The organism is Brevibacillus jepli, assembly GCF_047229145.1.
Classification (GTDB): Bacteria; Bacillota; Bacilli; order Brevibacillales; family Brevibacillaceae; genus Brevibacillus.
The window spans coordinates 1-26,034 of sequence record NZ_JBFEFW010000014.1 but is presented as its reverse complement, the minus strand read 5'-3'; the positions used below and the strand labels follow the sequence as shown (position 1 = coordinate 26,034).

At 48.1% G+C, this 26,034-nt stretch carries 20 protein-coding genes and 2 pseudogenes; 14 read left to right on the top strand and 8 right to left on the bottom strand.

Annotation, left to right across the window (positions count from 1 at the left end):
- Positions 1-31: 31 nt before the first annotated feature.
- Genes rfbF through AB1L17_RS16480 form a run of 3 tightly spaced genes read left to right on the top strand, consistent with a single transcriptional unit; the run spans position 32 to position 2,345 of the window.
- Positions 32-808 carry a glucose-1-phosphate cytidylyltransferase gene (rfbF, locus tag AB1L17_RS16490; protein ID WP_412845833.1) on the top strand — a complete coding sequence of 259 codons (777 nt, stop codon included), beginning with the start codon at positions 32-34 and terminating at the stop codon, positions 806-808.
- Between the two features lie 16 nt (positions 809-824).
- On the top strand, positions 825-1,418 hold the full coding sequence (locus tag AB1L17_RS16485) for an FkbM family methyltransferase (RefSeq protein ID WP_412845834.1): 594 nt from the start codon (positions 825-827) through the stop codon (positions 1,416-1,418).
- A 39-nt stretch (positions 1,419-1,457) separates the two neighbouring features.
- Positions 1,458-2,345, top strand: coding sequence for an NAD-dependent epimerase/dehydratase family protein (locus AB1L17_RS16480; protein WP_412845835.1), 888 nt, complete (start codon positions 1,458-1,460; stop codon positions 2,343-2,345).
- Positions 2,346-2,397: 52 nt separating this feature from the next.
- Here the strand turns inward: AB1L17_RS16480 and AB1L17_RS16475 are convergent, their stop codons facing one another.
- The 7 genes and pseudogenes from AB1L17_RS16475 to AB1L17_RS16445 form a co-directional block, all read right to left on the bottom strand.
- Positions 2,398-3,837 (bottom strand): FkbM family methyltransferase, encoded by a 1,440-nt coding sequence (locus AB1L17_RS16475; protein WP_412845836.1) that lies wholly within the window; start codon positions 3,835-3,837, stop codon positions 2,398-2,400.
- A gap of 27 nt (positions 3,838-3,864) precedes the next feature.
- Complete coding sequence (locus tag AB1L17_RS16470; protein WP_412845837.1) at positions 3,865-4,971, bottom strand: glycosyltransferase family 4 protein; 1,107 nt, start codon at positions 4,969-4,971, stop codon at positions 3,865-3,867.
- Positions 4,968-5,831 (bottom strand): annotated as a pseudogene (locus AB1L17_RS16465) (GDP-L-fucose synthase family protein); the annotation flags it as partial. The pseudogene AB1L17_RS16465 and the gene AB1L17_RS16470, both read right to left, overlap by 4 nt.
- Before the next feature lie 101 nt (positions 5,832-5,932).
- Positions 5,933-7,162 carry a glycosyltransferase family 2 protein gene (locus tag AB1L17_RS16460; RefSeq protein ID WP_412845839.1) on the bottom strand — a complete coding sequence of 410 codons (1,230 nt, stop codon included), beginning with the start codon at positions 7,160-7,162 and terminating at the stop codon, positions 5,933-5,935.
- A 54-nt stretch (positions 7,163-7,216) separates the two neighbouring features.
- Positions 7,217-8,179, bottom strand: a complete 963-nt coding sequence (locus tag AB1L17_RS16455) for a GDP-mannose 4,6-dehydratase (protein ID WP_412845840.1) — start codon at positions 8,177-8,179, stop codon at positions 7,217-7,219.
- Positions 8,180-8,304: 125 nt separating this feature from the next.
- Positions 8,305-9,165: a hypothetical protein gene (locus AB1L17_RS16450; protein WP_412845841.1), complete on the bottom strand. Its 861-nt coding sequence runs from the start codon at positions 9,163-9,165 to the stop codon at positions 8,305-8,307.
- 133 nt (positions 9,166-9,298) lie between these two features.
- Positions 9,299-11,044: a phospho-sugar mutase gene (locus AB1L17_RS16445; protein ID WP_412845842.1), complete on the bottom strand. Its 1,746-nt coding sequence runs from the start codon at positions 11,042-11,044 to the stop codon at positions 9,299-9,301.
- A gap of 108 nt (positions 11,045-11,152) precedes the next feature.
- Here AB1L17_RS16445 and glf point away from each other — a divergent pair, with 108 nt between their 5' ends.
- A complete protein-coding gene (gene glf, locus AB1L17_RS16440; protein WP_412845843.1) occupies positions 11,153-12,280 on the top strand; it encodes a UDP-galactopyranose mutase in 1,128 nt (375 codons plus the stop codon).
- Here the strand turns inward: glf and AB1L17_RS16435 are convergent.
- On the bottom strand, positions 12,275-13,096 hold the full coding sequence (locus AB1L17_RS16435) for a glycosyltransferase family 2 protein (protein WP_412845845.1): 822 nt from the start codon (positions 13,094-13,096) through the stop codon (positions 12,275-12,277). The two genes, glf and AB1L17_RS16435, sit on opposite strands and share 6 nt — an antisense overlap.
- 70 nt (positions 13,097-13,166) lie before the next feature.
- Here AB1L17_RS16435 and AB1L17_RS16430 point away from each other — a divergent pair, with 70 nt between their 5' ends.
- From AB1L17_RS16430 to AB1L17_RS16385, 10 genes and pseudogenes are all read left to right on the top strand, one after another.
- Positions 13,167-14,054 carry a DUF4915 domain-containing protein gene (locus tag AB1L17_RS16430; RefSeq protein WP_412845846.1) on the top strand — a complete coding sequence of 296 codons (888 nt, stop codon included), beginning with the start codon at positions 13,167-13,169 and terminating at the stop codon, positions 14,052-14,054.
- A 197-nt stretch (positions 14,055-14,251) separates the two neighbouring features.
- Positions 14,252-15,220, top strand: a pseudogene (locus AB1L17_RS16425) (GDP-mannose 4,6-dehydratase).
- A gap of 278 nt (positions 15,221-15,498) precedes the next feature.
- A complete protein-coding gene (locus AB1L17_RS16420) occupies positions 15,499-16,524 on the top strand; it encodes an asparaginase (RefSeq protein ID WP_412845847.1) in 1,026 nt (341 codons plus the stop codon).
- An 84-nt stretch (positions 16,525-16,608) separates the two neighbouring features.
- Positions 16,609-18,279, top strand: a complete 1,671-nt coding sequence (locus AB1L17_RS16415; protein ID WP_412845848.1) for a peptide ABC transporter substrate-binding protein — start codon at positions 16,609-16,611, stop codon at positions 18,277-18,279.
- 71 nt (positions 18,280-18,350) lie between these two features.
- Entirely contained in the window at positions 18,351-20,426 is a 2,076-nt protein-coding gene (locus AB1L17_RS16410) for a sigma-54 interaction domain-containing protein (protein WP_412845849.1), read from the top strand.
- Entirely contained in the window at positions 20,423-21,856 is a 1,434-nt protein-coding gene (gene pepV / locus AB1L17_RS16405) for a dipeptidase PepV (RefSeq protein ID WP_412845850.1), read from the top strand. The genes AB1L17_RS16410 and pepV overlap by 4 nt, the downstream gene beginning before the upstream one ends.
- Positions 21,857-21,871: 15 nt before the next feature.
- A complete protein-coding gene (locus tag AB1L17_RS16400; RefSeq protein ID WP_412845851.1) occupies positions 21,872-22,804 on the top strand; it encodes an ABC transporter permease in 933 nt (310 codons plus the stop codon).
- Between the two features lie 9 nt (positions 22,805-22,813).
- Complete coding sequence (locus AB1L17_RS16395) at positions 22,814-23,749, top strand: ABC transporter permease (RefSeq protein WP_412845857.1); 936 nt, start codon at positions 22,814-22,816, stop codon at positions 23,747-23,749.
- A gap of 21 nt (positions 23,750-23,770) precedes the next feature.
- Complete coding sequence (locus tag AB1L17_RS16390) at positions 23,771-24,793, top strand: ABC transporter ATP-binding protein (RefSeq protein WP_412845852.1); 1,023 nt, start codon at positions 23,771-23,773, stop codon at positions 24,791-24,793.
- Positions 24,790-25,740 (top strand): ABC transporter ATP-binding protein, encoded by a 951-nt coding sequence (locus tag AB1L17_RS16385; RefSeq protein WP_412845853.1) that lies wholly within the window; start codon positions 24,790-24,792, stop codon positions 25,738-25,740. Before AB1L17_RS16390 ends, AB1L17_RS16385 begins: the two co-directional genes overlap by 4 nt.
- Positions 25,741-26,034: the final 294 nt, after the last annotated feature.

Sequence of the window (26,034 nt, the reverse complement as noted above, 5' to 3'; positions counted from 1 at the left end):
AGCCGCTCATACAGAGGAAGGAGGGCAGCCAATGAAAGTCGTTATTCTTGCAGGGGGGTATGGCACGAGGATAGGAGAAGAGACGCATCTTCGTCCAAAGCCGCTCATTGAGATCGGAGACTGGCCCATCATCTGTCATATCATGTCCCTATATTCCAAGTACGGCTTCGACGATTTTATCATCTGTCTGGGATACAAAGGGTATATGATCAAGGAGTACTTCGCGCACTACTTCCTGCACCATTCTGATGTAACGTTTGATTTTCGAAACGACAATCAGGTCACATTTCACAACCATAACGCTGCTCCGTGGAGAGTCACATTAATTGATACTGGTAAAGATACGGGGACGGGTGGAAGAGTGAAGCGGATTCAGAAATATGTTGGAGAGGAAACGTTCATGCTGACGTACGGCGACGGCTTATCCGACATGGATATTGGACAGCTGGTACAATTTCATCGCACTCATCATAAACTTGCAACCATCACCACGACCCAACCGCCAGGCCGATTCGGAGCGCTGGATATTGCCGATGGGAATTCTGTTACAGGATTCCAGGAGAAGCCGAAAGGGGATGGCGGATGGATCAATGCTGGTTTTTTTGTCATGGAGCCGGGCGTATTTGACTACATTGCGGGTGATGAGACCGTATTGGAAAAAGAGCCACTGGAGAGCTTGGCCAAAGCTAATCAGCTGATGGCCTTCAAGCACGCGGGCTTTTGGCATCCCATGGATACGCTGCGAGATAAAAAGTACTTGGAAGAGCTGTGGAAATCCGGGAAAGCTGCATGGGCAACCGACCGATAATGGAGGGGGAGCGGGAATGGGAGTGCTGAACGAGAACACGGAAGAAGTTTTTGCTTCCATCAGTTATGGGGACATTGCAATCGATTGCGGAGCAAATATGGGCATCATCTCTCAAAAAATGGCAGATAAAGGTGCCCTCGTCTTTGCGTTCGAACCGAATCCATTCGTATTTGAAGAGCTGTTAAAACGGGTAGGGTCGTATCCAAACGTCGTATGTATCAATAAAGCAGTATGGCATAAAAACGACAAGCTGCGCTTGCATTTGCATGACCTTTATCATACCGATCCAGCGGGATCAGCATATGCTTCTTCTCTTCTGACCAATCACCCTGTAACGGATATCCAGAAATATGTAGAGGTAGAGGTCATCGATTTGACTCAGTTCATTCAAATGCTCAATCGTCCGATCAAATTGATCAAAATCGATATAGAAGGAGCAGAATTTGAACTGCTGGAAAAAATCGTGGAGCATAATTTGCATTTGCAAATCGATAAGATCGTGGTAGAAAATCACGAATGGCTCATCGCCGACTTAAAAGCGAAAGCCGATCATTTTCGGAGAGTCATGCAAGAAAAACAAATTCACAACATTGATTTAAACTGGGTGTAAGCGAAGTAGATCCAAGCAGTTGAAGGGGAGCGATCCCAAATGAAGGTACTTGTGACGGGTGCGACAGGCTTTCTCGGCAGCCATCTCGTAAAAGCGCTTCGATTGGACGGCCATACCGTCATCATTTTAAAAAGGAGCACTTCCGATTGCTCGCGCATCCATGACATTTTATCTGATTTGATTACGTATGACATGGATCGGAGCCAGTTGGAAGTCCCTTTTATCGAACACGGAAAAATTGATGCGATTATCCATACAGCCACATGCTATGGACGCAACAAGGAAAGTCCTGCCATGCTGGTCAATGCCAATGTGACTTTTCCGCTGCAGCTGCTGGACGTGGCCATGCGCTTTGATACTCCTGTTTTTCTGAATACAGATACGTTTTCAAGTGCACCCCTCTCATTATCCAGACATCTACGCCCCTACAATTTGACGAAGCGTCAGTTTAGGGAATGGGGAAAAAGCATGACAGAATCGTCTGCCTTGCAATTCATAAACGTCAGGCTGGAGCATATGTATGGTCCGTATGACAATGCCGATAAATTTGTCGCTTCTGTCATCAGACGATGTCTCGCCAATGAGCCTGAACTAAGGCTGACAGAAGGGAAGCAAGCGAGGGACTTTGTTTATGTGGAGGATGTTGTTTCCGCCTTTCGCGTGCTGCTGGCGCATGCGGCAAGCCTGCCGAGTGGATTTGCCGAATACCAGGTAGGAACAGGGAAAGCCACAACCATCCGAGAATTCGTCCAACTGGTCCATCAACTGACTCAATCCAAGACGATCTTGAAGTTTGGCTCGATTGCCTATCAGGATCTGGAGATCATGCACTCACAGGCTGACATTCGCCCCTTGCAAGCGTTAGGATGGAAGGGTGAAGTGGAGCTAGCGGATGGGGTGAGAATGGTAATGAAAAGCTGCAAATAGCAGCGAAACAAAAAACATGGCGAGCCTGCAGCCATGTTTTTATTGCGTGCACTTAATCGAGAAAAGTCTTGTTCGTGCAGAACAGATCAGCGTGGAAAGGTTTCATTTCGTCTAATAAGTGGTTGTAGTTTTTCACTTTCACAACCGTATTGTCCCGCTTGAAAATATACATATGGGTAAACAATTTTTCCAGGAGAGTGTATAAAACCAGCGGATGTCTGCCGAATTTTTGCTTGATGTTCTCTGGGCTAAATTCAATGATCAGATCCGGGTCCCATTGCTTAAGTGTCCGCATGGCATTTTCCAGGACGGCGATTTCTGATCCTTCCACGTCGATTTTGATGAGATCGATGCTGGAGATCATATTCTTTTCTACCCAATCATCCAACCTGACACACGAGATAAATTGAGTGGATTTCTCCACGGTCGCCGGGTCATGTGGAATGTAAGACCATCCGCCGCCGCGAGGGTCTTCTTGAAAATGAATTTTTCCGTTCCGATCCGCTACACCGAGCTGTAAAGGTTCGACATTCGTGATGTGATTCTCGGATAGGTTTCGCAGGAGATACGGATAGTTAACATCGGAGGGCTCGAATGCGTATATCTTGCCCTGGGGTGCGAGATAGCTAAGTGCGAGCGATATCGTACCGAGGTTCGCTCCGATGTCTAGGCAAATATAGTCAGGTTGTACGATTTTTTTTAGCGGAAGGATGACATAATCTTCATAGTATCCTTTACAATACTCGATAAAGTACAAGACACTTTGATCGGAGTCATCCCCATACACGGTAAAGGTTTGATTATCGAACGGCAGGTGAAAGTCAACTTTCTTCATGGAATTCGTTGCTCCTTCAAGTGGATTGTAGATCATGATGATGTCATTTGCTACGACGAATAAAAGGTCTGGACGAAGAGAATGAACGAATTCTCGCAGTTCTTCGATGGTAGGATAATCCTTCAGCAATGGATTGGGGCCAATAAAGCAACGGGCATCATCAATCAAAATGACATGATTCAAAACAGAATGCTGCAGGATAGCAGTTAGCTCCTGCAAGATTGGTGTATCCAGCACTCCTTTGGCTGCCTCGGTTGATCGGGGAATGTAATGACCGTCCAGCCAAAACAGACAAGGTATTGAGACAGAATGCATCAGAGTGGTCATCATTTCTCCACTGTCACCCTGGAATATGTGAATATGACTGTCGCCTGAAAATTTCTCTTTTGCTGCCAAAAACAATGCTTCATCGAGTTCGATGGAAACGAGCAAGTCGAAATTGTTCTTCATCGCTTCCAACATGTCGCCCTTAAACGTACCTGTCTCGATCAAGATACGTAAGCCCATCGTTTTTCCAATGTGTTGAACCTTCGACATTTTGAAATCATTCGTCGGTGCTTCCAATAGCCAAAAATCCCACGTTTCTTGTTCAGTTAACGGAAACGGGATTCGGCGCTCCTTCCTCCACGTCTCCCGGATTTGCTGCATGCGCGACATACCAAGATGACCTCCTTTCAAATGATTTTAGTGTGCGACGGAAGAAAATACCGTCAATGTTTCGTATGCACATTTTTCCCACGAGAAATGCTTCGCTTGATGGATGCCTTTGGCAACCAAGTCAGTCCTTACGTCAGGTGACAAATAAACATGGGCGAGCTTCACCGCGATATCATCCGAAATATTCGGATCAAAGGTGAGAGCAGCGTCACCTACCACCTCTGGAATGCTACCTGCATTGGAGCAAACGATTGGAATATGGGACTTCATGGCCTCTACAAGCGGAATGCCGAAGCCTTCGAATAGCGAAGGGAAGCAAAGGAATTGCGCATTTCGATATAAGTAAGGCATCTCTTCCTGCGGTACGTAATGAAGCCATTTGATTTGGTTCCATAGCTGGTTATTCGTGATGTAATTCATGACGTTTTGGTGTGCCTCTTGAGCGAAGCCTGTGAAAACCATGGGAATTCGAATGTCGTGTTTATCTCGCAAAGTGACCAGTGCTTTGAATACATTCAGGTGATTTTTGTGATGCCATGTATTTGCAGGGAAAAAGCCATAGTCGCTGGGCAGTTTGTATTTTTGCAGGACGTGTTGGTTGCGTGATTCATCATGCGGCAACGTAAATTCGCGTGAGGCATCCAAGTGAATCGCATGCACTTTATGTGGAGGAAGCCCGAATTTTTGGATGATCGTTTGTTTGGAAAACTCTGAGAGTGTCAGTACGGCGCTGCAGCGTTCTGCAGAAGATTTATAGTTATTCAGTCTCCAGCGCAAGGAATGATCATCAAAGAACTGCGGGTAATATTCGTGTTGAATATCAGGAATGTTGATCACAGAAGGGATTTTGACATCGGCTGGATTCAATACGAGCAGCGGACAGAACCACAAATTCAATTGCAGGGAGTTAATCCAGTAGTGTAACATCTCGTGCACATTGCCACGGTCGGGAACCATGAATTTACGTACATTTTTTTGCGCATCAAAGGTATGGAAATTGTGAGACGATAAAAAAAGAAACCACTGATGATTGTCCCCTGCGTTCATCGAGTAGGCCAGCAGGTTTCTTACGTACTGTTCCATGCCGCCGATTTTGCCAGGTATGACTGACATCAGGTTTATGCCGATTCTCATGTAGGGATCCTCCCTTGCGGATGAGGATGCGTCATGTACCAAGCAATCGTTTTCTCTAAACCAGCTAGTAAGGATGTTTGTGCCGCGAAGCCAAACAGCGCTTTTGCTTTGGTCACATCTAATAGGCGTCGCGGTTGTCCGTCAGGCTTGGTGTCATCCCATTCGATCTCTCCATGAAAGCCGCTTAGCTGCCTGATGATTTCGGCTAAGTTTTTGATGGATATTTCGTGGCCGGAGCCGATGTTAACCGGTTCAGAGCGATCATAGCTCTTGGTTGCAGCAATAATCGCCTGTGCGGCATCTTCCACATAAATAAATTCTCTCGTGACGTTCCCTGTTCCCCAGAGCACGATCTTCTTCTCTCCATTTCGCATGGCGTCCACGCATTTTCGAATGATGGCAGGGATGACGTGTGATGTTTCCAAATCGAAATTGTCACCAGGACCGTACAAATTGACAGGGAGCAAATAAATGGAATTGAACCCGTATTGCTCACGATAAGCTTGAGATTGGACCAGCATCATTTTTTTTGCCAAGCCATACGGAGCGTTGGTTTCTTCAGGGTAGCCATTCCATATATCTTCTTCTCGAAACGGGACGGGTGCATGCTTTGGATAGGAGCAAATGGTTCCGATAGCCACGAATTTTTCGACTCCAAATAAGCGGGATTGCTCCATGAGCTGGGTCCCCATCATCAAATTATCGTAAAAGTACTTTCCGGGATTTTTTTGATTGGCGCCGATTCCACAATGAGATCGGGCCGGAAGTCTTGCAACATCTTGTTCACATCATGTTCTTTGCGAAGATCGTATTCGTGGCTTCTAGGGATGAAGATGTCAGTACAGTCCAACTTGCGTAATTGATTGACGACGTGGCTTCCCAGAAATCCCGCACCACCAGTAACCACAATCCGTTTTTTCGCCAGATTCAATTCTTGTCAACCTGCCTTTCTCGTCCGCATTCAAGTTCGAGGCGATGGGACTCTGCGATTAACCCATTTTTCGAGATGGGCCTTGCCTTTAGTGAATTCTTGATAAAATTGGTACTCCTCATAGGAAAGGGGGAGAATTTCTTCTAGGTGATAGCTGACAGATCGCTTGGTTCCCGGATTGTTTGGCGAGTCCTGAAGGAGCTGCTGGCTGCTAAAAATACTCACTTCACATTGTTGTCCTTCTGAGGTAATGGGAATCGCAATTTGAAAACTGGTGTGGGTGACTTGGAATTTGTGTACGAGTGTGCCATTTCTCATGATATGGAAATGCAATAGAGGGGAGATACTTCTTCCCTTGAGAAGTAAAGCGTACATCGGTCCATGACTGGCTTCGATGGTCAGACGCAGGTTTTGCGGAGCCCAGGAGTCCGAGTAGCGATTGGACGCGATGATTTTTGGAGAGGGTCCGAAAGCTTGATACGTTTTTAGCTTGTGGAGGAACCAAAATGCTCCTTGATGGTAATACTTTTGCGTGTAGAACTGGAGCCAATCATTCGAGATCGTGCCATGATTTCTCACGCTCGTACTCAATATTTCGGAAAACCCTGGCTCCAATTCATAGACAAACGTTTTGATCCCGTTGTACAAGCGGGAATTGGCCAAATACTCTGGTATCGTGCCAATGGGAAAATGCAGGGAGATGCGGTTCCACAGATCGTAATCCATGCACCAGTCGTGTTCCTCATTTACACCGCCGACTGCTTCAAAGGCATGTTTCCGCAAGAAAGCAGCTGGCTGGCAAATGAGGTTAAGGTGAAACAATTTTTTTCTGTCAAACTCCATCCAAATGTATGGATACTTTACCTTGTCATACTCATCGATATGGAGACCCTTTCCGTAAACCACGCCCCAATCGGGATGCTGCTGGAAGGCTGCCACGGCCTTTCGAATGGCGCCGGGAAAATACGTATCATCTGAATTGAGCCAGCCGATGATCTCACCACGGGCCATTTTTAACCCTTTATTGATGGCGTGCGCTTGGCCGCGATCAGGCTCGGAAACGAATCGGAAGCGGTCTTGCAGATGGTTATATTGCTGCAAAATGCCCTGCGTACCGTCCGTTGATGCGCCATCGACCACAATGTGTTCAATATGGGGATAATCTTGGGTCAGTACGCTATCAATCGTTCGTTTGATGAATGTTGCCTGGTTGTACGAAGGGGTGATCACACTAACGAGAGGAAGGGATTGCATGGACATATAAGGTTCCCTCCAGTTTTTTCTAATCATCCACGCGACGTTATTCATGAGCTGTTATGGTTGGCGAAGCACCGTGCGCCAGTAATTCAACAAATCTTCCATCGTTTGCTGAAAAGAAATCTCGGGCTTCCACCCGGTCTTTTCTCGAAACAGTGAAGAGTCACCCAATACGATGTCGATATCGGAGGGTCTTAGTCGATCAGTGTCTACATGTATTTCCACCTGTACATCAGTCAGCGCAAGCAGCGTCTTTAACATGTCCTCAATGGTGTAACGAGTCCCAGCGGATATATTGTATACATCACCAGGTTCGCCTCGAGTAAGAGCCAACCAGTACGCCTTGACTATATCCCGGACATCCGTGAAGTCCCGAATTGCACTGAGGTTCCCGACGTGTACTTTTGGCTCTTGCTGACCGAGCTCGATTTGGGCAATTTGTTTGGCGAAATTAGAGGTGACGTAGCTTTCACCTCTTCTGGGTCCTGTGTGATGGAACGTACGGGTACGAATGATCGCCAGTCCGTAGCTGTGATGATATTGATACCCGAGATAATCTTGGGCAATCTTGCTGACTGCGTACGGGTTGAGTGGACGGAGGGGATTGGTTTCTTTAACGGGGATTTCATCGGGATAGACCAGACCGTACTCTTCACTGGAGCAAGCGATCTGAATCTTGCACGGGACGGCCTGATTGCGTACAGCCTCGAACAAGTTTAATTGTGGGACGATATTGTTCACCATCGTATCAGCGGGCGAGTGCACCGAGGTGGGGACGAAGCTTTGTGCAGCTAAGTGAAAAATAAGATCAGGCTTTATTTTTTGGATGAGTTCATTTACGGATTGGGGATCTTTCAATTCACAGTTTTCCAAATGGACTTGATCGAATAGTTTCCCCAGCTGCTCCTTTTTGGTGAGGGACCGGAATGTACCGTAAACATCCACATCTCCCCGCGACAGTAGATACTCAGCTAAGTGACCGCCGGCAAATCCTGTTATTCCGGTAATCAATGCCTTCATGAGTAGAATCCCCCCTGTCCATGATGCGCTTGGCGAAGGATGAACAGCTTAACATATTATGAATATGGAGAAACGTAAAAAAATGGCACGGCGTACAGCTCGTTTTGAATGAAAATTTGCTGGGATTAGGAATCGGCACGCACCCATGTGCAGGTCGTGTAGTCGAAATACATGGCATAGTCTGTGTTCGGGATGACCTGTGAGCGAAAATAAGGAATGTATGCTTTCGCATGTCCTTGGAAATGCAAGGAATGGGCTTTGAGGTAGTCATTCTTATCGGTGAATTTGCAAAAGAGCGTTCCGTCTTTTTGATACACTTGTTTTTTATTATCCAAGCTATTAATTTGAGCAGCGAATGGAGGGAAAGGACAATTCAGGTTATGATCGAAAAAGCCATCGGCGACCATTCCATACGTAGCACTGCGGCGAAGGGCGTAATTATGAAAAAAAACAAACAGAATCATATCTGACACGGGTACATCTCCATGTTCTTTCGCGTAGGCAAGCAGCATCTGGTAGTGAGCATGTTCGCGAAAAAATATCGTCACATAGTCGCAAAATTGATCGAGCATGCTCAATTCGCAGACCGTTGTCCACGAATACTCAAACTCAAAATTAGGGAACTCTTCCGTATTCATCTTGCTAAGATCGGAGTAAAGCATCACATCGGAATCAAAGTACCAGCAGCGCTCAAAGCCTTGACTCCTCATAAAATCGCGCAGAACGAACCAGCGCAAAAAGCAAAACAGATTGTAAGCGTAGCTGGTTATGGGGGAGGAGTGCTTGTAATGAGTAGAAAAAATCTGGGCGCTTTGATTGTAATTTGTCAAAAGGAAGTGCTCTATGTTATTGCCACAAAGCTGCTTGTTACCTGGGCTCCCAATCAGAATGACACGTGAGGAAGGGTTGCTGAATTTTGCCTGCTGCATGCAGATGCCTACATGTGCCTCATTATCTCTGTGGATAAACACGATCGGTAAACTCATGATACACATCTCCTCTGTCATTCAAAATGCCAAATAGGCTACAACTAGCAAACTCTTTGCTAGTATATGTGACGAGGTGGACCATGAAACGGCAGTCGCCTTCTTGCTACAGATTTGGGAATCGAGTCCTATTTTACTCTGAGTTAAATCCGATCTCTTTCAAGATAGATTGTTTCAAGGCGGCAAGCCTTTCTTGCGCATTGGGTTGGCTTGTTCCTTTCACGCCAATATAGATTTTGATTTTTGGTTCTGTGCCAGAAGGTCTGACACAAAACCACGATTGGTCTTCGAAAAAGTATTTGATCGTATCTGAAGTAGGCAAGGTGAGTGGTGTTGATGTATGCGTCAGGCAGTCCGTACGTATTCGGGTTCCATAATCTTCAATGGCAATGATGGGCTGGGAAGCGATTTGGGAGGGGGGATGACTGCGCAGGGAAGTCATCGTTGCAGCTATTTTTTGCATGCCATCCCCGCCTTTGCACGTAAAGGAAATGAGCTCCTCCGCATAATGACCGTAGCTGTGAAACAAGTCGTTCATGGCGTCATAGAGGCTTTTGTGATGCGATTTGTAATACGTACACATGTCGGCAAGCACCAAAGCAGTTTGTACGGCATCTTTATCCCGGACAAAATCGCCGATTAAATATCCGTAGCTTTCTTCATATCCAAATTGGAAAACGTACGCTCCGCTTTTTTCATAGGCTTCGATTTTTTCGCCAATATACTTGAAGCCTGTTAGTGTGTCTTCGGTCGTTACACCGAAGTGTGAGGCAATCGCTCTGCCCAATTCGGAAGTGACAATTGTTTTCAATACAATGCCGTTAGAGGGGAGCTCCCCCTTTTTTTGTTTGGCTTCCAGCAGGTATTGAAGAAGCAAGGCTCCCAACTGATTCCCTGTCAGAACGACGTAGTCACCCGCATGATTTTTGACGAGAACACCTAGTCGATCTCCGTCAGGGTCCGTCCCCATGATGATATCGGCATCCACCCGTTTGGCGTATGAAATTGCTAATCGAAAAGCTTCGGGCTCCTCGGGATTAGGCGAAGCTACGGTCGAAAAGTTAGGATCGGGGATGGCTTGCTCTGCGACGACACTCACCTGTGTATATCCGAAGAGGTCCAAACCGCGTGTAATGGAGTCATGGGTCGTACCATGCAGGGGAGTAAAGACGATCTTCACTTGCTCTCGGATCGCGGGAGATAAGTTCGGATGGACCCGTATTTGACTTACTTTTTCCAAGTACGCTTGTAAAAGAGAATCGTCAATGTAGTGGAGCAATCCATTTTTGTGAAGCTCTTGCTCATTCGCCGAGATCAATTCTAGTTCATTTCCCGCGGCAGCGATGTGCTCCAGTAGTCGTTCGGCTGTGACTGCTGTAATTTGTCCCCCATCTGGGCCATAAACTTTGTAGCCGTTATATTCTGGCGGATTGTGGCTTGCTGTAATGACAATGCCAGCACACGCGCAATAGTGGCGGACGGCAAATGAAAGCAGTGGGGTAGGAGTCAGCTGCTTGAATATACATGTAGTAATACCGTACTGTCCGAGAATGTTGGCAGTTTCCCGAGCGAACAGCTGTGAGTGTCTCCTTGAATCGTAGGCAATGACGACCTTTTTGACGGATATGTCCGGGAATGCTTCGAGCAAATAAAGAGCCAACCCTGCACTTGCTTTGCGAATCGTGTATAGGTTGATGCGGTTAATTCCCGGCTCCATGACGCCGCGCATGCCTCCGGTTCCAAATGAGATCGGAGCTGAGAAGCAATCTGCAAGCTGTTTTTCATCAGACTGCATAGCAGTTAATTGCTGACGAAGCTCCGAATCGAGAGACTCGCATTCATTCCAGCGTGCGTAGTGTGAGTACCAAATTGCATTCATGTAGCGTTCACTCCCAAGTGAAGAATACTGCATCATTCACTAGGATATTAACGGAATGGCGAGGGAGTGAGTGGATGTGATTAAGACCTTGAGGATGTGAGTCTAAAGATGAAGGTGGATTGGCTGATTGTGGGAGCTGGTTTTACCGGAGCTACACTCGCAGAGCGGATTGCAAAAGGGCTTGATCAAAAAGTCCTGGTCGTAGAGGGGCGCAATCATATCGGGGGAAATGCCTATGATTGCTACAATGAACAGGGGATCATGATTCACAAATACGGGTCGCATACCTTTCATACGAATTCCAAGCTGGTGTGGGAATATTTGTCGCGATTTACGCAGTGGAGGCCGTACTTCCATGAGGTGCGTGCATCTGTCGATGGGATGAAAATACCACTGCCTTTCAATCTGAATGCGATTTCGGCATTGTTTCCCCCGCAATATGCACAGAAGCTGGAGAGCTTGCTGATTCGTCAATTTGGCTTCGGGGCGAAGATTCCGATTCTGAAGCTTCGGGATCGTGCAAATGAAGAGCTTGACTTTTTGGCTGATTTCATTTACCAAAAAGTATTTTATCGGTATACGATCAAGCATTGGGACTTGAAGCCGGAGGAATTGGATCAGTCTGTTTCCGCAAGGGTTCCCGTGTACGTCAGCAGGGACAATCGGTATTTCCAGGATACGTATCAAGGAATTCCATTGCATGGCTATACGGCGATGTTCACCCGCATGCTGGATCATCCCAATATTAAGGTGCTCTTAAATACGGACTACCAGGAGATCGCGGATGAAATCAGGTATAAACGAATGATTTATACAGGCCCGATCGATTCCTTTTTTCGCTACAAGCACGGGCAGTTGCCTTATCGAAGCCTGCGCTTTCATTTTGAAACACATCAAAAAGAGTGGCACCAGGAAGTGGGGACTGTGAATTATCCAAATGAATATGACTTCACCAGAATCCTCGAACAAAAGCATCTCACGGGTCAAGCTTCACCTCACACAACCATATCCTTCGTATATCCACAGCCGTATACACCTGGTGAGAACGAGCCTTATTACCCGATTCCTCGCAAGGAAAACACCCAACGTTACAGCCTCTACAAACAAGAAGCAGAGCAGATTCGGGATCAGGTGCTTTTTGCGGGGAGACTCGCGGATTATCAATACTACAACATGGATCAAGCTGTAGCCCGGGCATTGACCTTGTTTAAGCAGATTGTAGAGGAGAAGTCATGATGGGCTTCTGTACATTCGTTTCCCGTTCGGATCTGCTTTGGAAATTAGCTCGTTCACATAGATCCATCCCTCCGGTGTGTACACAAAAACAGGCTCATACTCGTCGCCCCACAGCTTCAAGATTTTCGTAAGGATGTACTTTCTTGCTTTTGTCCATTGCGGCCAGTTTTTTGTGTGAGAATTGTTGCTCTCGTGAATCAAATAATGATACAGGTTCGCGTCTACCCAGTGAATATGACCTGCTCCGATCAATTTCAATAACATGTATTTGTCATGCGAATACCTTCCCTCCATCGGATCATCAAATTCGAAGCCACCGACATCACGAACCGCTTGCGTCCGATAAAAACGAGGCCAAACCATCGGTGCTTCCAGGTAATAATATTTATCTTCATAGATCGGTGGCCGCATGATCTCGTGCAATTCTCGCGAGTCCCCTGCTTCCTTCCAAAAAACGGTGTTGGCAAAGACGACGTTCGTGGTTTCAGGCTGTCGTTCCATCTCGTCTAACAAAATTTCCAATGTCTTTTCATCGAACCAGTCATCCGAGTCGAGCGAGACGAAGTATGGCGTATCAATTCTTTCGAGAGCCGCAGCCATCGTTTTTCCGATACCTGAGTTTTCAGGCAGCAGCACGTATTGAATACGGGGATCGTCGAGGTACCCTTCAACGAGGGCACCAGTTTGATCGGTGGAGGCATCATCTACAATCAGCAGCTTCCATTCCGTGTGCGTTTGGTTCAACACACTTTCGATGGCTGTAGGGAGATACTTCTCCCGATTATAGGTTGGAATCACGACAGTAATGAGCGTCATGGCGGTCAAAACACCTCTTTTGGTCATTTTAAAACGAGCTAGGAATCACACGTCAGCAGGAAGGAAGAGGGTGCGTACCATTTTTGGAATCGGGAAATGCAAGCTGCTCGTCACGTGTAGCAAGGTGAATGGAGGACTGTACGTTCTGGATGTAAAAGAAGAGAGTTATCAGCTCACGAAACTGTTGACGAACAACTGTAGGGGAATTGCCAGGTGGAGAGAGCGTTTCGTGATGGCGACCTATGATGAAGTCCATCTCTTGGACGCGAATGGCCGTACCCTTGTGCGCAGCCAGCAAACTCCGATGGATTATCACGGGGTCTTCGTCCACAACAATAAAGCGTACATTGTTGAAACAAGGACGAACTCAATCGGAATCTTCCATCCGCTGACATTAACCAGAGAAGATGAAATCCGATTTTCCCAAGAGAATCGGGATATTCATCACGTAAATGATCTGTGGATTCATGGGAACAGGTTGTTTGTCTCCATGTTTTCCTTGGAAACAAATTGGAGATCAACGGAGGGGCCGTCTGGGGTCGTGATGGAGTACTGCCTGGATAAAGGACAAATCACTCATATCCATGATCAAAAACTGAGTAAGCCGCATACCGTTATTTTGGGTGAGGATGGATTGTACTACTGCAATTCCTTGGAATTCGAAGTGAAAAAAGACAAGGAGGCTATCTTCCGATGTAATGGTTTTACCCGAGGCATGGAGAGGTGTGGTGATTTTCTGTTCATTGGCCAAAGCGTTACGAAGAAAATAACGGTTGCTCATGAAAGAGATGTGCGACATCATCTGAATGTCTCATTGGATAGCGGAATCCATGTTTTTGATCGAGTCAACAAAGTAAGCAGGCTGATCCCGATCCCTGACTCCCAGCCTTATTGCTTGTTAATGATCGACAGGAAAGAGGACCAGATTCGTTCCACGCATTCATCGACGCCGAGCTGATGGGTGGTAAGCTGTCTACCTCCTCATCGAGCCATGACAATCGTCTGCTTTCATTAGTTTATTACGGACTTCCATTCTTGACCCTCACCCTGACAACTGAACGTATGAACATGGTCCGGCATAAGTTGAAGAGATGCTCAAGGGAACTTACCGGAATGAACAATACGGCACAGCCTGAAGAAGGGGAGTAGTAGCGGATGAAAACAGCTTTCCTTACAGGAATCACAGGTCAGGACGGCGCCTATCTGGCAAAATTTTTGCTAGAGAAGGGGTACCATGTTGTGGGACTGGTACCACGCCGTAGCACGGTGGACAGGTGGCGGTTGGAGTATTTGAACATCGCAGATCAAGTAGAGTACAAGGATGGCGATCTGCAGGATGTGTCATCGTTGACGCGTGCACTGAAGGTATGCAAACCGGAAGAAGTGTACCATTTAGGGGCGCAGAGCTTTGTCGGCTCGTCGTGGGAGCAGCCCATTTTAACTGCGCAAGTAACCGGACTGGGTGTCCTGCATATTCTCGAGGCGATACGGGAGACGGACCCGGCAATCAAAATGTATCAGGCTTCCTCAAGTGAGCTGTACGGATTAATCCAGGAACCACAGCAATCGGAGCAAACGCCTTTTTATCCAAGAAGCCCTTATGCGGTCTCCAAGCTTTTCGGCTATTGGATGACCAAAAACTATCGGGAAAGCTTTCAGATGTTTAGCACCAACGGCATTTTGTTCAATCATGAATCACCCTTGCGCGGGCTGGAATTCGTAACGAGGAAAGTAACGCATGCTGTCGCAAGAATTGCAGCGAACAAGCAAAAGGAGCTTCGGCTGGGAAACATTCAGGCGAAGCGGGATTGGGGCTTTGCCGGTGATTTCGTGGAAGCGATGTGGTTGATGCTCCAGTAGGATCAGCCGGACGACTATGTCATTGCCACGGGGAAAACTTCGACGGTGGAAGAGATGTGCAAAATCGCCTTTGATTACGTGGGGTTGAACTACCAGGATTACTTGGTAATCGACCCGGATTTGTATCGGCCAGCAGAAGTGGACGTTTTGCTGGGCAATCCGGAAAAAGCGAAAAGAGATCTCGGCTGGACTCCGAAAACGAAGCTGGAACAGCTCATTCACATGATGGTCGAAGCAGACTTGCAGCGTATCGCCAAACAATAAATGAATGCAGAATGAGGACACCCTATTTCCGTTTGCAGGAGGAAAAGGGGTGTTTTTCTTTTTATTGATGAAAAAGTTAGCCTAATAAATAAATGAGACAACCTATTAATGCTTATGTGTTGACCTATTCACATTGTTGCTCATTATTATTGTCCCGTTCAATTCGGTAAAATAGCAGAAAATTCAATATTAACTGTAACCTTTTTGCGTTGGCACGCTAATTGCTTAATGTAGCAAAGTACAAACAATCTACTATTCACACTCAAAGGAGACTTGTCATGAACGTCGTTGCCAACGTATACCGTGGAGAACAGGTAGAGAGCTCTCATCTTGGACATATTGCAGTCGTCAATTCGGAGGGGATATTACTATATTCGTACGGTGATCCCCATCGCCTTACATATGCACGTTCTAGTATGAAGCCACTGCAGACGATTCCGGTCATCGAGACAGGTACAGCTGATCGCTTTGGCTTCGAGCCTGCTGATCTATCGCTCTGTTGCGCTTCGCATAGTGGAGAGCCGCGCCATCGCTCACGGGCGTTTTCCATGCTTATGCGAGCAGGTCAACCAGAATCAACACTGCAATGCGGGACACATGTACCCCGTCATGAGGAGAGCTACAAACAGCTGATTCGGGAAGGCAAGCCGCTTACACCGATCTTCTCGAATTGCTCTGGGAAGCACTCCGGTATGATCGCCACCGCGACACATATGGGGGAGGACGTGGCTACGTATCATCTGCCGGAGCATCCGGTTCAACAACGGATTCTTGAAGTAGTGGAGGACATAACAGGCTACCCCAAAGACAAAATCAACCTTGGAACAGATGGATGCGGTGTTCCCGTCCATCAATTACCGCTCGCTCATTATGCCTGGGCATTTGCCAAGCTGGCGAGACCTGAGGTGATCGATAAACCAGAGCGCCGAAAAGCCGTTCAGCGAATTGCCGATGCCATGACTGCACATCCCGAAATGGTCGGTGGTGAAAATCGATACTGTACAGACCTCATGTCAGCCTTTGGCGGTCGAATCGTAGGCAAGGCAGGCGCCGAGTCGGTATATTGTCTGGGCGATAGAGAAACAGGACTGGGCATTGCGATAAAAATCGAGGATGGGGGACCGCGGGCGATCAATCCGGTCGTAAATGAAGTGCTTCGTCAATTGGGCATCGGCATAGACGGCCCGTTGGAAGTACTCGCCGAATATACTAACCCGCCGATCACGAACATGAGCGGTAATGTCGTCGGTCGGATTGAGACTTCGTTTAGCCTCACTAAGACCAATTTTTCCTTACGTGTATAAATGGCATTCCTTCGATGCCGTTTATCCATAAAGCAAAGTAAGTCAAGCTAAGAGTTGTTCAAAAAGAAAAGGGGGTCACATGCAATGAACATGCAAAAAGGATGGAAGCTGCTAAGTACTGCTGCACTCGTCGCTGTCCTTGCCGTTACAGGATGTAGCCAGTCGGCAGCACCGACGCAGCCAGCAGGGGGAGGTACAGCAGGTCAAACGTCCACAGAAACAGGTGGACAAGCGAATGCGGCAGCAAAACTAAAGCTCAACCTGAAGACAGAACCACCTTCGCTCGATCCACCGAAGGGCTTTGACAGTACCTCCAACGAGGTGTTGAATGCGACCATGGAAGGCTTGGTTCGATTGGACAAGGATCATAAGCCGCAGCCAGCCATGGCTGAGAAGTGGGCAGTGAGTGAGGATGGGAAAACGTACACCTTCACACTGCGCGACAGCAAATGGTCGAATGGCGACCCCGTGACAGCTCAGGATTTCGAGTTTGCATTCAAGCGCATTGTTGATCCGAACAATGCATTCCCATCTGCTTTCCTCGCCTATTACATCGATGGGGCAGAGGCGTACAACAAAGGAACAGGAAATGCAGACGGTGTGAAGGTGAAAGCCGTTGACGAGAAGACGTTTGAAGTAAACTTGAAGGCGCCAACAGGTTATTTCCTCCACATTTTAACGCAGCCAACCTTCTTCCCCGTGAATAAAAAAGTGGTGGAGAGCAATCCGAAATGGGCGGAAAGCGCCGCAAGCATCGTGACGAACGGGCCGTTCAAAATGGAGGATTGGGTCCATGACCAATCGGTAAAGCTGGCGAAAAACGATGGCTATTGGGACCGCGATTCCATCAAATATGCAGGGATCGAATGGGTGATGGTCAATGATGAAAATACGCAATTCCAAATGTACAAAACAGGACAGCTCGACATGATCCAGACTGTTCCGAACGATATGAAGAAGCAGCTGATCGAATCTGGAGAAGCGAAGGTGGAAACGGAAGCGTCCATCTACTACTACCGCATGAACACCAAGATGCCTCCATTCACCAACGCCAATATTCGGAAAGCGTTTGCGCTGGCAATCGATCGCAAGACGTTAATCGACAATGTGGTGCAAGGCAAACAAACACCTGCCATGGCTCACGTGCCATTGGGCTTCCCTGAGCCGGACGGTGCGGATTTCCGCGAAAAGGGTGGAGACTACTTCAAGGATAACGATGTGGAACAAGCAAAAGCACTGCTGAAAAAAGGGATGGAAGAAGAAGGCTGGACAACCCTTCCACCTGTAACGATGACGTACAACACCAGTGATACACACAAAGCAATTGCACAAGTTTTGCAAGAAATGTATAAGAAAAACCTCGGGGTAGATGTGAAGCTGGAGAATAAAGAGTGGAAAGTATTCCTGGCAGATCAGCGTGCTCGCAATCTTCAATTCTCCCGTTCGACGATTCCTGCCGATTACGGAGATCCGGTCAATTACCTCGAATTGTTCGTGACAGATCATCCTGGAAACCGTGTCAACTACAGTAACAAAGAGTATGATGCACTGGTAGAGAAGATTCGCAATACAGCAGACGAGACCGAGCGCTTCAAGCTCATGCATGACGCAGAGAAAATTTTCATGAATGATATGCCACTCGTACCGATCTACTTCGGCACAAAAGTATTTATGGAACAGCCAAACATCAAAGGCATCGTTCGCCATCCAGTAGGAACACTCGACTTCAAGTGGGTAGAAGTCGGCAATAAATAGTAGAATACTAGAAGACAAGAGCGAATATTCGAAACGCTCTTGTCTTCACTTTACATCCTGGAGCGGCTGATATGGACAAAAAAACAATTGTATTTATAGCGAGAATGGACGAGTTCCTGCAGTCTGTCGTTAGTCAATATCATGAGTTGGGGATCGGCGATGATATTCATGTCGAGGCGATACGAGTCGACCAGCTTCCCTTGCGCCCCATTACCCCGGGAGCACTCGTGATCGTATCCACTAAGAGCATCATCCCACTGGTACAACCGTATGTGCCGAGTGAAACGAGCATCATTATCGCCAAACGAATGCTGCCGTACCATAATTTGCGCGGCATGCTGGAGATTCCGAAAGGCGTGAAGGTGCTTCTCGTCAGTGACACCAAAGAGACAGCGGAAGAAAATGTGGATCTATTGCGGGCCTCTGGAATGGATTTTGAGCTGTATCCGTATTATCCGGGTGCCGATTATCCCCCAGAAATTGAGATCGCGGTGACACCAGGAGAGGCAGAGCATGTCCCGCCGCATATTCGCAAGGTCGTCGATATTGGCTATCGAATCATCGATTTATCTACTTGGCTTGCGATCTACTCTCATTTTAACAACGGCAATTTTCAAAAGGTGACAGCGCGCGCCATGCAATCGTTGGTCTACATCACCAAGGAGCTGAACAACGAGATTCAGCATGCGCATCTGTTGAGCAAATATTTGGAGGCTATCGTTAATCGGATCGAGGATGCAGTGATTGCCATGGATGAAAAGGAAAACATCCGTTTCGTCAATCAGAAGGCAGTCGATAGCTTGCAGATGGAAGGGGATAAAGTCGTCGGTGAGCGAGCAGCGAATTGCTTGCCGAGGCATTTTTATGAGTTGATCCAGCAGTGTGATGAGAACAAAGACGTCTTGGTAGATTGGGCGAACAAAACCTACTTTTTCCGCAAAATGCACATCGTCATGGAAGGAAGCTTTCTCGGGAGCTTGCTCTTGTTTCGTCAGGCGGCAGAAATTGAAAAGCTCGAGCATGATTATCGCATGCGCCTGTATAACAAGGGATTGGTAGCCAAATATCAGTTCGAGGATATTTATGGAGAGAGCACGTCTGTACAAAAAGTCATTCAGATTGCCCGCAAAATCGCGAGAAGCAATTCCACAGTGCTGTTGTTGGGAGAGACGGGAACCGGGAAGGAATTGCTCGCCCAGGCTATCCACAATGCTTCGCCACGCAGAAGGGAGCCGTTTGTCGGAGTCAACTTCGCGGCGATATCGGAATCCCTTTTGGAAAGTGAGCTGTTCGGCTATGAAGAAGGGGCTTTTACCGGAGCTCGAAAAGGGGGACATATCGGTTGGTTTGAACTGGCTCACAAAGGGACCATTTTTCTTGATGAAATCGGGGATGCCAGCGGAGCGATTCAAAATCGACTGCTGCGCGTGCTGCAAGAACGGCAGATCATGCGCGTAGGCGGCAACAAGATCATCCCGACAGATATACGTGTCATCGCTGCGACGAATCAAGATTTGCAACGGATGATTACAGAAGGTGCTTTCCGAGCTGATTTGTATTATCGATTGAACATCCTGCCGATCCATTTGCCCCCGCTTCGTAACAGACGGGAGGACATCTCATGGCTGGCCCATCAATTCATCAAGAAATATTCGTATGATTTGCGCAGACCGCCGTTTACTTTGACCAAGGAAGCGTTACGAGCGCTCCACGAATACGATTGGCCTGGCAATATACGTGAGCTCGAAAATGTGATCGAGTATTTGGCGCATGTCGTGGAGGATGAGGCGTATCCGTATCATTTGCCGTTTCTGCGCGAAATACCGGAAGTGCTGTTACCCGTAGATGGACTTAATAGCGAATGTGAAAGCATGATCACGGAATATAGAAAACGAGGCTTTCTGGATGAAATGACAGCCATCCTGCAGGAGCTGGGGCGAGGAGGCGGTGGACGTTACACGCTTCTTGAACAGTTGCAGGAAAGCGGTCATTCCGTTACCTTGCAGCAGTTGCGCTATCGTCTGAAGCTCTTGCAGCAGGACGAGCTGATTCATGTAGGAAAAGGGAGACAAGGAAGTCAGATTTCCTCGAAAGGTGAATCGTTTCTTGCCTATTTACAACGGACGAAAGCAGGGGAACGTACATGAGCGAGTATTGGAAGCAGCAAGCGCTTCTGCAAAAAGAGAAGTATCTGGAGGATGTGCAATCGTTTCTGTCTATCAACAGTATAGAGGACATGACGACAGCGAGGGACGGGAAGCCGTTTGGTGATGGCGTAGCAGAGGCGCTTGAAGCGATGCTGGCACGAGGGGAGCAGGATGGTTTTCAGACAAAAAACCTGGATGGCTATGCAGGTACCATCGAGTTCGGAGAAGGGGATGAAGAGGTCGGTGTCCTCGTTCATATCGATGTCGTTACCGTTGGAGAAGGATGGACGACTCCGCCTTTTGAGCCGAGCATTCGTGATGGTCGTATCTATGCGCGGGGAGCGATTGACGACAAGGGTCCTGCGATGGCAGCGTACTATGCGTTGAAGCTTGTCAAGGATTCAGGACTGCCTCTGAAAAAACGCGTACGAATGATCATCGGAACGGATGAAGAGAGCGGCTGGCTGTGCATGAAGCACTTTGCCGAACATGATCGCGTCCCGGAGATTGGCTTTTCACCTGATTCTTCTTTCCCGATGACACATGCCGAGAAGGGACAGATCAATCCGACATTGACGATTCCAGCAGTGGAACCGACCGAGTCAAACGGAGCGTGGCAGTTAGCGTCATTTGTTTCCGGTGATCAAGGGAACAGCGTCCCCGAAAAAGCCGTCGCGCTCATACGGCTCAGTTCGCAGGCACAGCAGGAGGTTGTTCTTTCTCAATTGGCGGAAGAATGGGAAAGGTTTCTGACGGAGAATCAAACCAACGGATGCATGAAAATGATAGCGCTGGGCCAGCTACAATTCAGCCTCACAGGTAAGCCTGCACACGGAATGGTGCCATTTCAGGGAGTGAATGCAGGAACCTTGCTCGCCACCTTTTTACGACAGTATTCGTTTGCGGGCTCATGCTCTTCCTTTCTTGCGCTGCTCTCAGATGTGCTGCATGAGGATTATTTTGGGAACAACCTGCATATGGCTTGCGAAGATGAAGTGACAGGCAAGCTGACGGTCAACGCGGGGATATTGCGCTATGATGCAGTCGACGGGGCGACTGTCCTCTTGAACATCCGCTATCCTGCTACCGTTTCCTGTGAGGAATACGTTCGGAAATTGAAGCAAAGGACAGAGGAATTAGGCTGGACGATCTCTATTCTACGGACCTCCAAGTCGCATTATGTACCCAAAGATCATCCTGTGATCCAAACCTTGTCGCGGGTGTATGAGGAGCATACAGGAGAGTCAGCGACGCTTCTTTCCTCGGGAGGTGCTACCTACGCCAAAATCATGCCGTATGGTGTTGCTTTCGGACCGCTCTTTCCAGGCAAGGAATCGATGGCCCATCTGGCTGATGAGTATGCCGAGATTGACGACCTGCTGCGTGCAATGGCGATTTACGCTCATGCCATTTACGAGCTGGCCAAGTAAACGAGGAGGACCTCCATGTCAAACTATCTGGTAAAACGTATTTTGATGATGTTCGTCACGCTGTGGATCATCGTGACGCTGACGTTTGCCTTGATGCATGCTATTCCGGGTAATCCGTTCGCCTCCGAGTCGGATCAGCTGCCAGAGCAAATTCTCAACAATTTGCGAGCCAAATACAACCTGGACGAACCGTTGCCTGTTCAGTACGTTTTGTATCTGAAAAATCTGTTAATGTTCGATTTGGGTCCTTCTATCAAATCAGACTCTCGTGGAGTCAATGACATGATCGCTGATGGTTTTGGAGCATCTGCCTGGTTGGGTGCGCAAGCGATCGGAATCGCACTCGTTTTCGGAATCTCATTGGGGATCATCGCAGCGCTTAATCGCAATAAATGGCTGGATTATGTGGCCATGGCTCTCGCGGTATTGGGGATCGCGATCCCGAGCTTCATTATGGCACCTCTTCTGATCAATTTCTTCGCGATCAAGCTGACGATCTTTCCTGTAGCGACGTGGGGAACCTGGATGCACACGATCCTTCCGTCCCTGGCTCTGGCCTTTGGACCTGTTGCGATTATTACCCGCTACATGCGCGCCAGTATGATTGAAGTGATGAACCAGAACTACATTCGCACAGCAGAGGCGAAGGGGATTCCCATGTTTATCATCGTTGTCAGACACGGTATTCGCAATGCGATTCTGCCTGTTGTAACCTTTCTCGGACCTTTGATTGCCAGCTTGATAACAGGGACCTTTGTCGTCGAGAAAATCTTTGCGATTCCCGGCATTGGCAAGTATTTCGTAGATGGCATTTTTAATCGTGATTATCCGGTCATTTTGGGGACGACCATTTTTTACAGCGCGATATTGATTTTTACCATTTTCCTGATTGATATCGCATACACCCTGATTGACCCGCGGATCAAGCTGACCAACAAGGAGAGATAAACTGTGGCGATGGAGCACAAAGTGGACCCGTTATTTCGCCCGTTGGCGAAAAATACGCAGGCGAATGTCATTGCACGACCGAGTCTTAGCAATGGACAGCAAGTCATTCGGAAGCTCGCGAAAAACAAGCTGGCCATGCTCGGGCTGTTCATTATTCTCGCTTTGGTCAGCATGGCGATTATTGGACCGAATCTCGTGCCTTACAGCTATTCAGACCAAAGCCTGCTGACCAAAAATCAGGAAATATCCGCAGAGCATTGGTTCGGTACGGATGAGCTGGGGCGTGACATGTTTGCCCGTACGTGGTATGGAGCGAGGATTTCTTTGACGATTGGCATTGTGGCTGCGTTAATCGACCTGGTCATCGGAGTGACAGTCGGCGGAATCGCGGGGTACATGGCGGGACGAGGCAAAAGAGGTGATCGCATCGACACGATCATTATGCGCATTATCGAGATTTTGTATGGGCTGCCGTATTTATTGGTCGTCATTTTGCTCATGGTCGTGATGGAGCCGGGAATGCTGACGATTATTATTGCGCTGTCCGCTACTGGCTGGGTTGGCATGGCGAGGTTGGTGCGCGGTCAAATCCTGCAACTGAAAAATCAGGAGTTTATCCTGGCTGCCCAGGTACTGGGGGCGAAGTTTTCACGAATCCTGTTGAAGCATTTGATTCCAAATACATTTGGTGTCATTATCGTCAATTTGACCTTTACGATTCCCTCGGCGATTTTCGCAGAATCGTTTCTCAGTTTTCTTGGACTAGGTGTACAGGCTCCCGTCGCGAGCTGGGGGACGATGACAAACGACGGCTTGGGCGTTATTTTGACGGGCGATTGGTGGCGACTGTTTTTCCCAGCGTTGATGATCTCGCTGACGATGTTCGCCTTTAACGTATTCGGCGATGGTTTGCAGGATGCGCTTGATCCGCGTCTGCGCGACTAGAGACGACAGGGGGAAATGAAGATGAATCAGCATTTGCTTACAATCGATAACCTGCGAGTGAACTTCAAGACGTATGGTGGCGAGGTGCAAGCCGTGCGGGGAGTCTCTTTTTATGTGGACAAGGGGGAGACAGTTGCCATCGTAGGCGAGAGCGGATGTGGAAAGAGTGTTACAGCACAAGCGATCATGGGACTCATCCCGAATCCACCAGGAAAAATCGTCGGGGGAAAGGTTGTTTTTGAAGGAGCCGAAATCAGTCACCTGCCCAAAAAAGAGCTGCTCGGCATTCGCGGGACACAGATCGGCATGGTTTTTCAGGACCCGATGACAGCACTCAACCCGACGATGAAGGTAGGGACGCAGATCGTAGAGGGCTTCGTCCGCAGTCATCAAGTATCGAGAGAGGATGCACGAAAGCGAGCGATTGAGATGCTGAGACTCGTGGGGATTCCTGATCCGGAGAAGCGTATTGATCAGTATCCGCACCAGTTTAGCGGCGGGATGCGTCAGCGTGTGGTCATCGCTATTGCACTGGCTTGCCAGCCCAAGCTAGTCATTGCAGACGAACCGACAACCGCACTGGATGTGACCATTCAGGCACAGATTTTGGATTTGCTGAAGCGACTGCAGGAGGAGCAGGAGCTATCGGTGGTCATCATTACGCATGATTTGGGAGTCGTAGCGGAGATTGCTCACCGCATGGTCGTCATGTATGCCGGTATGGTGGTGGAGACAGGAACGGTGGAGGACGTTTTTGCGAATCCTCGTCATCCGTATACATGGGGACTCATGCGTTCCCTTCCACGTCTGGATGAAGGAGAAAAGCAACGGCTGATTCCCATCGAAGGCAGTCCTCCTGATTTGTTCAATCCACCGGTCGGCTGTCCGTTTGCTGCCCGCTGTGATTTTGCGATGGAAATATGTGAGCAGCAGATGCCTGTGACTAGTGAATTCGGTCGCGGACACGAGGCAGCGTGCTGGCTCCACGATCCGAGGGCACCGCGAATCGAGGAACTGGTGGCTGCAGGGAGGCAGGGAGTATGACAGAAGCTTTGCTTGATGTTCGCGATTTGAAGAAGTATTTTTCGTTGGGAACCGGCTTTGATTTAAAGGCAGTTGATGGCGTATCGTTTGCGATCAACAAAGGCGAGACGTTTGGTCTGGTCGGAGAGAGTGGCTGCGGCAAGTCTACGCTTGGCCGGACGATTATTCGACTATATGAAAATACGGATGGCGAAGTGTTGTTCAAAGGGAAAAATGTTCATCAGCTGCGAGGAAAAGAAGCCGGGCAATTCAATCGGGATGCCCAGATGATTTTCCAGGACCCGCAAGCGAGTCTGAACCCGCGCATGACTGTGGAGGATATCATCGCAGAAGGCTTGGACATCCACCATTTGAATCGCGGGATGAGACGAGAGCGTGTGGCAGAGCTCTTGCATCTGGTAGGCCTGCACAAGGATCACGCACAGCGTTTTCCACATGAATTCAGTGGGGGGCAGCGTCAACGGATCGGGATTGCGCGCGCATTGGCCGTAGAGCCGGAGTTCATCATTGCCGACGAACCGATTTCTGCGCTCGACGTCTCGATTCAGGCACAGGTCGTTAATCTTTTGGAAGACTTGCAGCATGATCGCGGACTGACTTACTTATTCATCGCCCATGACCTATCCATGGTCAAGCATATTTCCAACAGGATTGGCGTCATGTATTTGGGTAAAATGGTTGAGCTGGCATCTAGCTACGAGCTGTACGCCCGTCCACTGCATCCATATACACAGGCGTTGCTCTCTTCTGTGCCCGTACCTGACCCGACGATCAAGCGAGAGCGTATCGTCCTGCAAGGAGATTTGCCGAGTCCGGCCAACAAGCCGAGTGGCTGTGGTTTTCGTACACGCTGCCCACTCGTACAGCCGCGTTGTGCAGAAGAAGTGCCGAAGTGGCAGGAAGCAGAACCCGGGCATTGGGTGGCCTGTCATTTGATAGAGTCGTAGAAAATGAAAAACGGGCTATCCCAAGTGTCTGCTTTAGACGAGGGATGGCCCTTGTTTTTTATCCTGTTTTTTCGAGCATTCAGCCTCTCTCGATTTTTTTCCTCCTTCTCAAAAATCAGCTAACGCTTTTTCATAGGGAATCTCAGCGATTTTACATGGTCAAACTGTCCAACCTGTCATGCTTCTATTTGCATATGATACCATACCATTTATTTTTCGAGGAGCCATTCCTGTAATGAAGAAATTTGAGCTTTGAAAGAAAAAAGCGCCTCCTGTATGCTGGGTCTTGGAATG